Source organism: Novosphingobium sp. FG90, from assembly GCF_057808725.1.
Genome location: NZ_JBMDIO010000049.1, coordinates 1 through 13,148, shown reverse-complemented (window position 1 = coordinate 13,148; position 13,148 = coordinate 1). Strand labels below are relative to the sequence as shown.

Below are 13,148 nucleotides of genomic sequence, written 5' to 3'. Positions count from 1 at the left end.
CCTTGCCACAGAGCAGAGTCATCGCACGTTACGAAGACGCTATTGCAACAGGACAGTTGCGCCCCGACGACGCACAGCGCCAGGTCGCGCTTCGGTTCGGCAAGGCTGTCACCGATCTGGAAATGCAGGCTCAGCGGCCTGGTCTCCTGGCCCGGATTAGCCGGCGCAAACCCGAACCCGTCCGCGGCGTCTATCTCTGGGGCGGCGTGGGGCGCGGCAAGTCGATGCTCATGGATCTGTTCTTCGATTGCGTCGACATTGCCGACAAGCGGCGCGTCCATTTCCATGAGTTCATGCAGGAAGTCCATGATCGGCTCCGCGTCGAGCGCGCCAGGGAAACCGGCGACCCGATCCTGCCAGTGGCCGATGCGATTGCCAGTGAAGCCCGGCTGATCGCATTCGACGAGATGATCGTCACCAACTCGGCTGACGCCATGATCCTCTCCCGGCTGTTTACCCGGATCATCGGCACTGGCGTGACCGTTGTTGCGACATCGAACCGGCCGCCTCGCGATCTCTACAAGAACGGCCTCAACCGCGAACATTTCCTGCCGTTCATCGCGCTGCTGGAGGACCGGCTCGACGTCCTTTCGCTCGATGGTCCCACCGATTATCGCCTTCAGCGCCTGGGGGGCTTCCAGACCTGGCATGTGCCCAACGGCGATGCCGCGACCGAGGCTCTGAGCCGGTCCTTCTTCCGGCTGACCGATTTCCCGGTTGAAGACCGCGAGCATGTTCCTTCGGAGACAGTGCCGATCAAGGGCGGCCGGGAACTGTTCGTCCCCAAATCCTTGAAGGGCGTTGCGGTTTTCTCGTTCAAACGCCTGTGCGGCGAGCCGCGCGGCATTCCTGACTACATGGCCCTGGCGCATCGGTATCACACCCTCATTCTGGTCGGTATTCCTGTCCTCGACGCCAACCGGAAATCGGAGGCGACCCGGTTCAAGACCCTGATCGACACGCTCTACGAAAATGGCGTCAAGCTGCTCGCGTCGGCTGATCGTGATCCCGACACCCTCTACTGCGCATCGGACGATGCGTTCGAATTCGAGCGGACCATCTCGCGTCTCAATGAGATGGGCTCTCGCGATTATCTCGCGCGTGGCCATGGCGTGAGCACCGACACGGAGAGCCTGCCGCTGGCTCAGATCCGCCAAGGTTCCGATCGCGCCAGTGCGGCAACAGAGGATATGCCGACATGAAGCCGAAGCCCAGTTTGAAGCCCACTGTCCGCAACAGTGAATTCTACCGCCATCGGCTCGACGCCTGTCTCGCCGAGGCTCAGGCGGCCTCGCTTCCGCTGGTCAGGGAACGCTCGCTGCGCGCGGCTGCCGCCTGGAAGGACATGTATGAGAAGGCGCAGCTCTTCGAACAGCGGTCGGGTCGCTGAGACAGGCCTGACCACCATCTCTGGGTGGTCCGCCATCCGACCAGTTCCGATCCCGATCGGGCGCGGACACTTCGCGCTGCTCCTCCCATCGGCTTCCTTCAGATGACCGATGAGAGAAGGTTCGTGAATTATGATGAGTCCCGCATGCCCGTGACGTGCCGGTCCTGGATTTCTGTCCCGTTTGAGGAGGGTCCCTGTGGTAATATTTGCGATCATTCTCATCTCCCTGCTGTTGCTCGTGCTGTTTTTCGCCGTGACCGTCGCGGGAGGACGTGCCCATGACCGGCAGAATGCACGCCGCAACAGCGAGCGCCACGACAAGGACAATTCGAGAAACTGACGCTTGGTCAAGCCGCCACGCCCAGGGGCTTCACGTGGTTCGTTCGACGCGGGAACGATAAACGGCATCATGAACCACCTCCCATAATTTGAGGATCTTCCGACTGAACGGGAGTCGCCTGCGATGAAGGCGGCACCCTGCCCAAGAGCGACAGACAAAAGGCCGCCACGCCGGGGGAAGCGTGACGGCCTTTCCCGCATGCGGCGGGCGGTCCAGGGGCTTGTGGCGCCGCCCGCCGCGCGGATCAGCGCGAGACCGTGACCTTGCTCGTGGCCGCGTTCCCTACTGCCGATGCGCTGATGCTGTTGCCCGAGATGCCAATCCGGCTCGTCGAAATATCCGGCGACGTGACTGTATAGGCCGCATTGGTAACCTGGGCCGTGACAGCGCCGCTATTGGTCTGGACGCTGCTGATGCCGGACGCCGGCAAGCTGCCGAGCGAAGCCAGCGTCACCATGTTGGTGGCGCTGTTGCCATAAGCGGCCGCCGAGACGCTGTTGCCGGTCACGCCAAGGCGGCTGTCGCTGACCCCGGCGCTGCCATAGCTGACCGAGACGGTCGGGCTCGCGACATAGGCCGACACCCCACCCGCGTTCATCTGGACGTTGGACAGGAGCGCGGGCGCCATGGCGCTGTTGAGCGCGCCGGTGGTGATCGAGGCGAGGTCCGGCGTGCAGTCGTCTTCGGCCACGCCGCTTACGGCGAGCATATTGGTCGCCATATTGCCGCGGGCCATGGCCGTGGTCACATTGCCATCGACGAGGCTGGAGGCATCGGACGAGGCGTGCGCGCCGATGCCATAGGCGCTGGTCGCCTGCGCACCGACAGAGGCATAGTTCGACTGCTGGTTGAGCAGGCCGGCGCTGGCGCCGCCCTGTACCGCCGAGGTCAGTGCAAGGCTGTTGGCCGCATTGTTCGCGACGGCCTCGGCCAGCGTCTCGTTGCCGCTCGCCTCGAAGCTGGAGCGAACGAACGACACCGAGGGATCCACGGACTGACCGGTCGTCACCGCCGTCGCGCTGACGCTACCATCGGCGATCTGGTTACTGGCGAGGACATGATCGCCCATGACCTGCGAGGCATAACCGACATCCACCAGCGCTGCCGCAGGCTCCCCGCTCAGCGATCCGGCGCTAAGCGTGTCGACCCCGAGACTGTTGGTCGCATCGTTCATATGGGCCCGCACCACATTGCTGTTGTTCGACAGGAGCAGGCTGGAATCGACCGCTGCCGTGGTCACTCCAAGCTGCATGTCGGAGACGGCATCGACATTGGTATAAGCGGCCTGGGTCGAGGACAGAGCCGATCCAGGCGCCGGCTCCTCGGCACCGCCCAGCGTCGTAGCGGCAATGGTCAGGCTGTTGGCCGCGCCGTTGCCGAGCGCCGAGGCGGTCTGGCTGTTGCCGGTGACCTTGAGCGCGGAACGCACCGCGCCGTTGCCGGCGGTCGCATCGAAGTCCCCATAGGCAGAGGCCTTGACCGCGACGGGAAGCTGATAGCCACCCCGGATCTCCTGGGTATTGGCCAGGGCATAGTCCGCCGCCGCGCCGACGCCGTAATCGAGCATGCCCGCCTGCGCATTTTCATGACCGCTGGCATTGGTCAGGCTATTGGCGGTGATGGCCATGCTGTTGGCGACCTCATTCTCGGTCGCGCTGGCGGTGAGGCTGTTGTCCGAGACGGTCAGGCTGGAATCGACCACATCGCCCGCAGCGGAAAGGATCGCTCCCGCGCGATTGCCCGCAGAGCCGACAGAGGCGCTGACCACGCCCTTGCCGAGTTGAAGGCTATTGAGATCGGCCGCTGTCGCAAGGCTGTTGGCATCGAGCGACAGCCCGTTCGTCGCCACATTGCCGCTGGCTTGCGCCCCAGCGCTGTTCCCCGTGATCGTGGCGTTCGATCGAACGATGCCGGTATCGACAGTAATCAGGGTCGCCGTGTCCGTCGCCTTTGCGGTGACGCGAGCCTGATTGAGCTGATCATTCTGGACGCTGAACGGCGCGGTGACGGTCATGATTCCATCGCCGTCGACCAGCGCGGTGCCGACCGGACCTTCCCCGCCGAAGCCTTCGCCGGCATCGACCACATTGGCCGTCACCGACAGGAGGTTGCCATCGGCGCGATTGGCGGTCGCCACCGCAATCACCGCATTGTCGCGGGCATCCAGGTTCGCCTCGACCGCATCGCCGGTGATGGCGATGCTGGCTCCGCCCTTGGCGAGCCCCTTCACGGGAATGGCTGCGGCTGACTGGACATTGGTGATGTTGGCGACGGCGCCGCCATCCCAGGCATTGTTGGCGATGGCATCGGCCGACAGATCGAGACCATTGGAAGACTGGTTGCCATAACCTGCCGCGACCAGGCTGTTGTCGCCATTGGTCACGTCCGAGGCGAAGGCGGTATCACCCACCTTGACGGCGAAGCCGCCATTGGCGCTCGCCGCCACGGCGCTGCCGACCCGCTGGTCGGCCAGCACGGCATAAGCGGCATTGACCGAAGGGTCGCTGGCATTGGCCTCGACGATCGAGGGCATGCCATAGCTCGCCGCCGCATCGAGCTGGACGGCGTCGATACCCAGTGCATTGCTCGCGCTGTTGCCATAGGCGACGGACCGCTGGAGATTGTCGCGCACATCGAGATCGCTGCGCGGGGCATCGGCGACCTTGAGCGCCGCCGTGCCGCTGAAGCGGGCCGCGACGGCAGCATCCCCGCCGACCGACTGGTCACTGACCACGCCGGCACCGGTGCCGACGGCAACGCCGGTGAGCGACAGGGTATCGGCAGCATCATTGGCCAGCGCAACGGCTTCCTGGGTGTTGGTGCTGACCGCAGCGCTGCTGTCGACCAGATCGCCAAGCCGCGCGCGAATACGGGAATTGGTGGTGGTGGCGGACACGGATGCGCCATCGGTTGCCTGGCGCGTGACGATGAGGGCCGGCGATTGCCCGTCGGTGCCGTCCGATCCGGTCGCCAGCCAGGTGCCGCCGGTCGCCGCTTCGAGATCGCGCGCATCAGGCGTCAGGGCGGCGCTGGCGCTATTGGCCCTCGCGGTGGCGCTGACGGCATTGCCGGTGACGGCGACGCTCGATCCATCGACCGCGCCAGTGGTTTCGACCAGGGGATTGGTCGCAGTGGCGCTGACCGGCGACCAGTCCTTGCTTTGATCGGTCACGATGACCTGCGCGCCGGTCGCGTCGATCCCCGGCGTGGGATCAGGCGTGGCGAAAGCGGGCGTGGCCAGCGAGCCGGCAAGGGCGAGAACCGCGCCGCCCATCAGGAGGCGCTGGCGGCGGGTCGAACAGGAAGATGCAGTCTGTTTCATGGGAAAATCCTTGTCTGAAGTTGTTCGAGAAACCGGGCATGCGGGTGTCGGGTGGGCGCCTCCTTTCGTGCGAGGGAGGAGACGATCAGCCAATGCGCAGGCGTGCGAGCCGCTGCAGGCCGGCGCCGGCGCGCTGGATGGCGGGATCGGTGGGACCGGGACGCCAGACCGGCGAGATCGCCGCTGCGGCGATGCCCTGCCTGGTGAGCGCGGCGGTCAGCGCCGCAATCCGGCGATCGGTCAGCGCCGCGCGCGCCTTGGGATCGAGCGTCTCACTGTCACGGGCGAGCAATGTCACGAAGACGCCGCCATGCTTGGCCGCCGCGACGATCCGGTCGATCGCCGCTTCCGCACCGCCCTGCAGGCTGTCGACACCGGTCTCGAACAGAAGCGGCACATCGACCGCCGCGCTGTCATCGCCACCGCCGGCAGGGCCGTTGAGCGCCGGACCATCGGCGGCGAGGCGCTGCCGCAACGTCGAGGTGGCCGCGATCCCCTGCACGGACGGCGCGAGTGGCACGCTCGCCGCCCAGCTTGCCTGGCTCATGCAAGGCTCGGGATCGACCCTGGCCACCGCGCCGATAAGGCGCATCGTCGCTTCCTCGAGCGCGGTGCGGATACCGAGCTGGAGCGGTTCCTGACCCTTGGCGCCGATATTGATGTCGAAGAGATTGGAGCCGAAGAAGCGGAAGATGCCGAAGCCGGTCTCATAGCCGGTGAACTGCTTGGTGAGGCTGACCGTGCGCACGACGAGCAGCGAGCGGGTATCGACGATGCGCAGATCGAGCGCGACGCTCTGGGTATAGGTTCGCGCCTTCGGGCCGACCGAATTTACGCCGGTTTCGATGCCGCCCGACCGGATGTCGTAATTAAGTTCGGTGATGCCGCCGACGATGTAATAATCGGAAGCCGCTATGCTCCCGCCGAAATAGGGCAGCCAGGGCACGACCTGCCGCCCCGACGGACCGGCAAGATCATGGACCTTGCCGTCGCCCAGTTGCCGGCGGTCAGCATAGGCCAGTTCGCGCTCGGCGATGACCGGATCGAAGCGCTCGGCGATCCGCACCGAGCCGCGCAGCTTGCCGAGCGCAGACGCCACCATGAGCGCGCCGCCCTGGGTGATCGCATTGCCTTCGTTGACCGAATATTTGCCGGTATAGTCGCGCACATCGCCGACCGCGATGACCGGCGGCTTGTTTCCACGCGATCCGAGCCAGCCCGCATAGCAGGCAAGCGCCGCGTCCATCGGCGTGCGATTGTCGCGCACCGGCGGCCCGACGACGATCGGTTCCTCGCCGATCCCGATCCGCTGCTGGGTCATGCTGGCGCAGCCGGGCAGCGCCAGGGCCAGGAGCGGCAGCGCAACCCCTCGCACGCCCACACCCCGCAGCCCCATCCTCTTCCCGGCCAGTTCCCGGCGGCCCGCCGTTGCCACGCCCATCAGTTGAGCGCTCCGAACGTGCAGCCGGTGGAGCCGGTGACGCTGGCGCTCTGGGCGCCGCTGTTCGACTGGGTGGAATTGAGCGCCTGCCAGGCGGTGCCATCGACCGCGACCGTCGTCCCGCCCGAGACCGAAGCGGAGACGAGGCCGCTGTTGCTCTGGCCCGAGCTGCTGCTCCCGGCGCCCTCGACACTGCTCGAACTGCTATTGCCCTGCGCGCCGGAGGTCGCGCCGGTGGTGGTCGGCGAATGGGCGAGCGCCGTCTGGCTGTCCACATTGCCGGTCGCAGTCGCGGTGACGCCGCAATTATACTGGCGCTCGATCGTCGTCGTGTAGGTCGGGCTCGCATAGCCGCCCGCGCGCCGCTTCTCCATGATGTCGAGGATCGCGGCTTGGTTGGCGCGGTCGGCCGAGGTGCGGAATTGCCAGGCGGCGCTTTCGCCATAATTGTTGGCGAGCGCCGGCGCTGCAAAAACGAGCGCGGAGAAAAGCGCCAGAGTGGCTCTTCCTCCTGGTGCAGAAGAGATCATGAGCATCATCCCCCGAAGGGCCGCGGCACCGTGCCGGGGCTTCGGGGGCCATCAAGAGAGCCATGAAATCAGCGGAGGCAACAGCGCGTTGCGGGCGTAAAAGACCGGCGTGGAAAGACAGGCAATGGCGTAGGAAGCAAAGAGCGGCGTGGGCGGGGCTGCGGTCTGGCCGGATCAGCAAAGCATCCTGGTCAATGGCCTCGATCTGCGCGAGTGTCTGGCGATTCGCTGCCTCAGAGCGTCACGCCGCGCCGGGCGATCGATCAGGGAGGATGGAAATATCGCGGAGCGTCCTGTGCAGGGCGCCGATATTGACGGGCTTGGACAGGATGGGGACATCCGCCAAACCACCCCCGGCATCGACGGCATCATAGCCCGAGCAAAACAGGATCGGCACGCCTCGTTCGCGCAGTTCGCGAGCTAAGGGATAAACAAGTTGCCCAGCGATATTGATGTCAAGCACGGCTGCATCAATGATCGCTGTTTGCCCCGCCAGCTTCCTCGCTGACTCCAGCGACGAGGCCGGCCCGATGATCGACCAGCCAAGATCTTCAAGCCCGGAGGAGAGTTCAAGGGCAACGAGCGCTTCATCCTCGACCACCAGCACGCACCGCGCTGAAGCGTCACTTTGCTGGCGCGCAGGCTCTGCTGCCGGGGCGCCTGCGGCGGACCGACGATTCTCGAGCGCATCGAAGCAATCGTTGAGCAATATGGTGACCCGCAAGCCCGAAGGGGCCCAGTCGAGTCTGAGGTCGCCCTGGAGCTGGTTGCGGATCACATCGTTGAGGAGCCGGCTGCCGAACCCCTTGGCGCAGGGCGGAGCCACGGGCGGCCCGCCGGTTTCGGTCCAGCTGATCGCGAGCCGCCGATCGCTTTCCATCACCCATTCAACCGCGATCTGGCCACTCGCGTGGCGAAGCGCGCCATGCTTGACGGCATTGGTGGCAAGCTCATGCATGACGAGGCTCAGAGGCTGTACGGCATTGGCCGCGAGGCGGATCGCCGGCCCGGCCACGATGCTCTGGCCGGGCCTGGTGTAGGCTGCCAGCTCATCCGCGATCGTGCGGTCAAGATCGGCGCCCTGCCAGGCGCCTTCGGAGAGGAGACTGTGTGCGCGCGCCAGGGCGGACAGTCTTCCCTTCACGGCTTGAGCATAGTCCGCGATCGTTTCAGCCCGGGTCAGAGAGACCAGGGCCTGTGCGACCGCCAGTGCGTTCTTCGCGCGATGATCGACTTCGCGGGCCAGCAGCTGACGCGCTTCTTCATTGCGTTGGCGTTCGGTGATGTCGCGCAGGATGACGGTCGCCAGATGGTCATCACCGATGCGAACGTGCGAGATCGAGGCTTCGGCAGGGAATGCCTCGCCATTGGCGCGCAGGGCATTTACCGCGCCGAGCGCACCCATGCGGCGGGTCGTCGCGCCGGCCTCGCGAAACTGGCGAATGAACTGATCGTGCGTAGAACGGAATTTCTCGGGGATGAACCGGGTAAGTGGCTGACCGAGGACTTCATCGGCAGTTATGCCGAACATGGCTTCCGCGGCCGGGTTGAACAGGACGACCCTGTGCCGCGCGTCGACGGTGATAATCGCATCCATGACGGACTCGACGATGCCTGCGAGCCTGGCTTCGGTCTCTCGTATCTTCCTGTCCATGCCGTTTGCCCCGCCTCCGCCAATGGCCTCGCTGATCCTCTCTTCGGGCCCGTCAGAACTCTCAATCTTTCAGAAAGCCGATGGCTCCGGGAAGAGCATCCATCAACGATGAACAATCAATAAAACAGACTATATTGGCTTATTGATGTTCTGCATATCATAATTGCATGAAGCGTTAATCATCCCGAGCGAAGGATGGGCCATGACCCACTTGATTCGCTGTCGCGCCGCCGCCTCGGAGATCGCCACATTGTTCGATGCAAAGCCCGATCCGGCACTTGACTGGTTACCGACCATCTGGCCGGGCGAGAAGGCGATCGTCGTGACATCGGGCGCGCGGGGACGGCACCTGCACGCGTTGCCCTGGGGCCTGCCAAGAGACCCGATCAGCCGGACGCGTGGCGATCGGCCGCGAACGACGCTGTTTGCGCGCGAGATTACGGGTAACAGCCGCGCGCCCCTTGGGCTGGACCTGCTCGAGCGTTGCCTGATTGCGGTCGAGGATGTCGCCTATCCCATTGGGGAGAAAGGTCATCGCACGCGCAGCTGGTTGGGACTTTGGGACGTGCCGATCTGCGCATGGGCGGGCCTGTGCTCGCCTGATCCGGCGACCGGCGGCTTTGCCGGCATGCTCACCGTGGCCAATGCGTGCGCGGATCCGGTCAGCCAGACGATGCCGATCCTGCTGCCGCCATCGCAATGGGACGCCTGGCTCGCGGGTGCTTCTTTGCTCGCGCTAGAGCAAGCCTATGACAATGACGCCTTCTATCTGGAGCGCACACCAGAAGTGTGGGCGTCCGGCGATGTTCCAGAAGACTGAACCGGCGGTTCAAGCCGCAGCTTATGGCTTGGTCGGCGATAGAGGATTGCGCCATCTCGTCCAGGACGGATGATCGCCAGCCATGAGAGGCTCATGCTGCGAGAGTTGATCGAGCGCCTCGTCGCAGCAGAAACCGATTTTATCCACCAGATGATTGAACGCCGGGTCGGCCGTGCTTCCCATTGCCTTGAGCGCGGCGATCTCCTCCGCCAGCATCGTCATCAATCGCATCGATCGTTGCGGCATTTTTTGGCAGCCTGTCCTTCTTGCGCGACCTGTTCCCGTGGGGACTTGTTTCGGTGTCCATGATAGGGTCGTGATGGCTGCCCGTCATCCCTTTGGACGTACCGTGCCGCCAAAATCATGCACCGTGCACGATCCGTTGCCGGATCAGGAACCGTTGCCGCGCCTACGCCTCACAAACCCCCGATCACTCATAATGAACCGCTCCACCATAGGAGCGATCAACCGTTCGACTGGCACGGGATCGGACAAGCCATTCTCAGCCGCATGAGCGCGGGCATAGTCGGCAAGCTGCCGGAACAGCGCGCCCGGGAGTTCGACCGTCAGCTTGACGGGCTTTTCCTCGAGGATCGGCCCCAGACGCAGCCGGCTCATGGCTGCGCCCCCTGAACAGGCTCGAGCACAAGATCGCGGGTGATCACCACCCGGATCGCAAACCCCGGCCGCACGGTGAGCGTCGGCGGTACATTGATCTCGCGCTGCACGACCTGCCGCCCGGTCTGGTTGATCGTGTCCTGCATGCCGTAGCGCAGCGCACGGGTGAGTTCATCATCGCCTTGGGCCACGAGCTGCGTGCCGGCGCCGAGCAGGGTCGAGACCATCGCGGCCTTGAGCATATTGCCCCAATGATAGTTCACCTTGTCCTGAAGGCCCGACATGCCCGCGGCATCGGCGCCAGGCTGGCGGTCGAGCAGGATCGAGCGGCCACCGGGCAGGATCAGCCTATCCCAGGCCAGCAGCACGCGGTTCTGCCCGGCCGAGACCTCGCTGTCATAGTCCCCGATCAGCCGCGAGCCTTGCGGGATCAGCAGGATGCGCCCCGTCGCGCTGTCATAGACATTCTGCGTCACCTGGGCGGTGATCTGGCCCGGCAGATCCGAACGGATCCCGGTGATCAGCGCGGCCGGAATGACGCTGCCCGCCTGCACCATGTAGGCCGAGGCCGGCGCCATGATCCGCTCATTGCTGACGACGGCGCGATTGCCTCCATTCTGGAGGAAAGCCCGTTTCGCGGCCTGGCCGGTCGGTTGGGCAGCCGGCGCCGCGCCAGCACCATCGCCCGCTGAGACCGCGCGGGCCGTCTGCGCACCATCGCCAGCGTTCGCGGCAGAAGCAGAGCGCGCGCCTTCAGCGCCAAGGAACAGCTTGCTGGCTCTCGCCGATTCCCGCTCCTGCATCACGCGCTGGCGAGCCTGCTCGGCGGCGGCGAGACGCGGATCGGGCTGTCCCGCGGCCGGCCCCATCGGCGGCACCGGCACGCTCTGCCCATTCTGCTGCGCTGACAATATCGGCCGTCCGAGATCGCCCGGCATAGGCTGGCCGAGTTTCGGCACCTTGTCGTAGCTCGCCGGCGCGGCGGTCACGACATCGGCCTTGTTGCGGCTGTCGGTATCGACGAGATTGACTGCGGGGGCATGATGGACCGGGCGCAGCGCATAGAGCAGCGAGCCGCCGATCCCGATCCCGGCGACCATGCCGATGACGGCAAGGGCCTTGCGCGACAGGCGCGTGACGCGCGGCGGTGGCCCCGCAAGCCGAAAGGCGCCGGGATTGGCGGGCTGCGCTACGGTCGCCTCCCGCGCCATCTCACCCGGTCCTTCTTCCCGTTCCGGCCGGTTCATGACGCCCTCCGCGCAGGGGCGTCCTGCCGCTCGATCGTGACTCGCTGCTCACCCTTGCGGGTGGCGAGCCGCAGTTCGGCCGCATCGAACAGCCGGTCGACGATCATGTAGCGGCCGGAGACGCGGTAGTTGACGAGTTCGGCATTGCCGTCGGCGCCGCGCACGAAGAGCGGCGGCATGTCCCCGGTGGCGACGCCATCGGGAAACTCGATCATCACCTGGCGCCCGTCGTCGAAGACATGGGCGGGCCGCCAGGACGGTTTGTCGCCGGACAGGCGGTAACGGAAATTGAGCCGCTCCATATCGATGCCCGAGGCGACCGGCGCGCCGCGTTCGCGCTCGGCATTGGCGCGCCGCAGCGCGATGAGCTGGTCGGCGGGATAGGTCCAGGAGACCGAAGCCATGTAGGTCGAGGCGGTCGCGCGCAGTTCGAGATGATAGGTGCGCCGATCGGTGTTGATGACGAGGTTGGTGCCGATGTCGGCGCGGGTCGGCTTGACCAGGATATGCACGCGCTTTGCCGATCCGGCCCCGCTCACGGTGTCGCCGATGATCCAGCGCACGGTGTCGCCGGCCGCGACCGGTCCCGATCCCACCAGCTCCTCGCCGTCCTGAAGGGCGATGTCGGTGACCTGACCGGGCGCGGTATAGACCTGGTAAAGGGCGCCATCGGCATAGGGATATTGCTGGATCGCGTTGAAATAGCCGCCCTTGCTCGGCTGCACGCGCGCGGCCGCATTAGCGGCGGTGACGCGCGTTCGCGGATCGGCGGGTTCACGGGCGCTGGCGGAGGATTCGAGGGGCTTCAATTGGCCGGGAAGCGGGAGCGGCGTCGGTACGCTGACAACCTCTACCGCCCGGCGCGGTTCGGGCGCCGGGGTGGCCGCGACCATCGGCGCGGGCGGCGCCCTGCGGCTTTTTGCCTCGGCGGCGGCACCCAGGGACAGCAGCGAGACGGAAGCGAGCAGGCAGAGCAGCGCACCGGAGCGCGCCCTCGCGGGAGACAGGCAGATCATGGGTTGAGTTCCTTCGACCAGTTGAGATTGGCGACAAAGACCCCGAGCGGGTTCTTCTGGAGGGCCTGGGGATCGCGCGGGGTCTGGACGGCGACGGTCAGGATCGCAGACCAACGCGCGGTTTCGGCAAGGGCGCCATCGACATAGCGGCGTTCGGTCCAGGCCACGCGGAAGCTGTCGTTCGAGGCGCGGATGACGCTCGACACCTCGACCGAGACCTGGATCTTGCCCAGCTGTGCGAACGGGTCATTGGCGCGGGCATAATCGTTGAGGAACAGGGCGCCCTTGTCGGTGGCGAAGTCATAGGCGCGCAGCCAGTTCTGCCGCAGCACGATCCCGTCGGCGGGGATCGAGCGGACATTCTCGATGAAGCGGGCAAGATGGAACGCGATCTGCGGGTCGGTGGGGCGATAGTCCGCCGTGGCGGGCGCGACCTCGCGCGCCTCGCCGAGCTTGTCGACCTCGACCACCCAGGGAATGATCGTGCCGCGCGCCGATTGCCAGACGAGGCCGCCGGCCAGACCGCCGGAGAGCGCCAGGCAGCCAAAGAAGGCGAGCCGCCAGTTCTTCGCCTGGACGCGCGCGGAGCCGATGCGGTCGTCCCAGACCTGCGCCGCGCGCTGATAGGGGGTGACGGGGTCGGGCGATTGCCCGTAACGGATCGATGGTCGCTTGAACATTGCGTGTCAGTCCTTCTGCGAGAGGTCGGGACCGGCGCCGCCGCCATGGCTGTCGCCGCCCTTCAGGGTATGAGCGGCCATGGTGGCGCC

At 65.8% G+C, this 13,148-nt stretch carries 12 protein-coding genes and 1 pseudogene; 3 read left to right on the top strand and 10 right to left on the bottom strand.

The window, feature by feature from the left end:
• Nucleotides 1-2 precede the first annotated feature (2 nt).
• Together zapE and ACODRZ_RS24535 are read left to right on the top strand one after the other, a co-directional pair.
• Nucleotides 3-1,202, top strand: coding sequence for a cell division protein ZapE (gene zapE, locus ACODRZ_RS24540; protein WP_081628127.1), 1,200 nt, complete (start codon nucleotides 3-5; stop codon nucleotides 1,200-1,202).
• Nucleotides 1,199-1,390, top strand: a complete 192-nt coding sequence (locus ACODRZ_RS24535; RefSeq protein WP_006963496.1) for a hypothetical protein — start codon at nucleotides 1,199-1,201, stop codon at nucleotides 1,388-1,390. The genes zapE and ACODRZ_RS24535 overlap by 4 nt, the downstream gene beginning before the upstream one ends.
• A 584-nt stretch (nucleotides 1,391-1,974) precedes the next feature.
• Here the strand turns inward: ACODRZ_RS24535 and ACODRZ_RS24530 are convergent.
• From ACODRZ_RS24530 to ACODRZ_RS24515, 4 genes are all read right to left on the bottom strand, one after another.
• On the bottom strand, nucleotides 1,975-5,052 hold the full coding sequence (locus tag ACODRZ_RS24530) for a beta strand repeat-containing protein (protein WP_006963489.1): 3,078 nt from the start codon (nucleotides 5,050-5,052) through the stop codon (nucleotides 1,975-1,977).
• A gap of 85 nt (nucleotides 5,053-5,137) precedes the next feature.
• Nucleotides 5,138-6,493 (bottom strand): CsgG/HfaB family protein, encoded by a 1,356-nt coding sequence (locus ACODRZ_RS24525; RefSeq protein ID WP_087574329.1) that lies wholly within the window; start codon nucleotides 6,491-6,493, stop codon nucleotides 5,138-5,140.
• Nucleotides 6,493-7,023 carry a hypothetical protein gene (locus tag ACODRZ_RS24520; protein WP_006963487.1) on the bottom strand — a complete coding sequence of 177 codons (531 nt, stop codon included), beginning with the start codon at nucleotides 7,021-7,023 and terminating at the stop codon, nucleotides 6,493-6,495. The genes ACODRZ_RS24525 and ACODRZ_RS24520 overlap by 1 nt, the downstream gene beginning before the upstream one ends.
• Before the next feature lie 241 nt (nucleotides 7,024-7,264).
• Nucleotides 7,265-8,677 carry a PAS domain S-box protein gene (locus tag ACODRZ_RS24515; protein ID WP_006963486.1) on the bottom strand — a complete coding sequence of 471 codons (1,413 nt, stop codon included), beginning with the start codon at nucleotides 8,675-8,677 and terminating at the stop codon, nucleotides 7,265-7,267.
• A gap of 202 nt (nucleotides 8,678-8,879) precedes the next feature.
• Between ACODRZ_RS24515 and ACODRZ_RS24510 the strand changes: the two genes are divergently transcribed.
• Nucleotides 8,880-9,497: an SOS response-associated peptidase family protein gene (locus ACODRZ_RS24510; RefSeq protein ID WP_006963484.1), complete on the top strand. Its 618-nt coding sequence runs from the start codon at nucleotides 8,880-8,882 to the stop codon at nucleotides 9,495-9,497.
• A gap of 21 nt (nucleotides 9,498-9,518) precedes the next feature.
• Here the strand turns inward: ACODRZ_RS24510 and ACODRZ_RS24505 are convergent, their stop codons facing one another.
• The 6 genes and pseudogenes from ACODRZ_RS24505 to ACODRZ_RS24480 form a co-directional block, all read right to left on the bottom strand.
• Nucleotides 9,519-9,719, bottom strand: coding sequence for a hypothetical protein (locus ACODRZ_RS24505; protein ID WP_130753350.1), 201 nt, complete (start codon nucleotides 9,717-9,719; stop codon nucleotides 9,519-9,521).
• A 168-nt stretch (nucleotides 9,720-9,887) separates the two neighbouring features.
• Nucleotides 9,888-10,115 (bottom strand): DUF2274 domain-containing protein, encoded by a 228-nt coding sequence (locus ACODRZ_RS24500; RefSeq protein ID WP_037491780.1) that lies wholly within the window; start codon nucleotides 10,113-10,115, stop codon nucleotides 9,888-9,890.
• Nucleotides 10,112-11,362: a TraB/TrbI/VirB10 family type IV secretion system protein gene (locus ACODRZ_RS24495; protein ID WP_006963480.1), complete on the bottom strand. Its 1,251-nt coding sequence runs from the start codon at nucleotides 11,360-11,362 to the stop codon at nucleotides 10,112-10,114. The genes ACODRZ_RS24500 and ACODRZ_RS24495 overlap by 4 nt, the downstream gene beginning before the upstream one ends.
• Nucleotides 11,359-12,378 (bottom strand): P-type conjugative transfer protein TrbG, encoded by a 1,020-nt coding sequence (gene trbG, locus ACODRZ_RS24490; RefSeq protein ID WP_006963479.1) that lies wholly within the window; start codon nucleotides 12,376-12,378, stop codon nucleotides 11,359-11,361. Before trbG ends, ACODRZ_RS24495 begins: the two co-directional genes overlap by 4 nt.
• Nucleotides 12,375-13,058, bottom strand: a complete 684-nt coding sequence (gene trbF, locus ACODRZ_RS24485) for a conjugal transfer protein TrbF (RefSeq protein ID WP_006963476.1) — start codon at nucleotides 13,056-13,058, stop codon at nucleotides 12,375-12,377. The genes trbG and trbF overlap by 4 nt, the downstream gene beginning before the upstream one ends.
• Nucleotides 13,059-13,064: 6 nt before the next feature.
• Nucleotides 13,065-13,148: pseudogene (locus ACODRZ_RS24480) on the bottom strand (conjugal transfer protein TrbL); the annotation flags it as partial.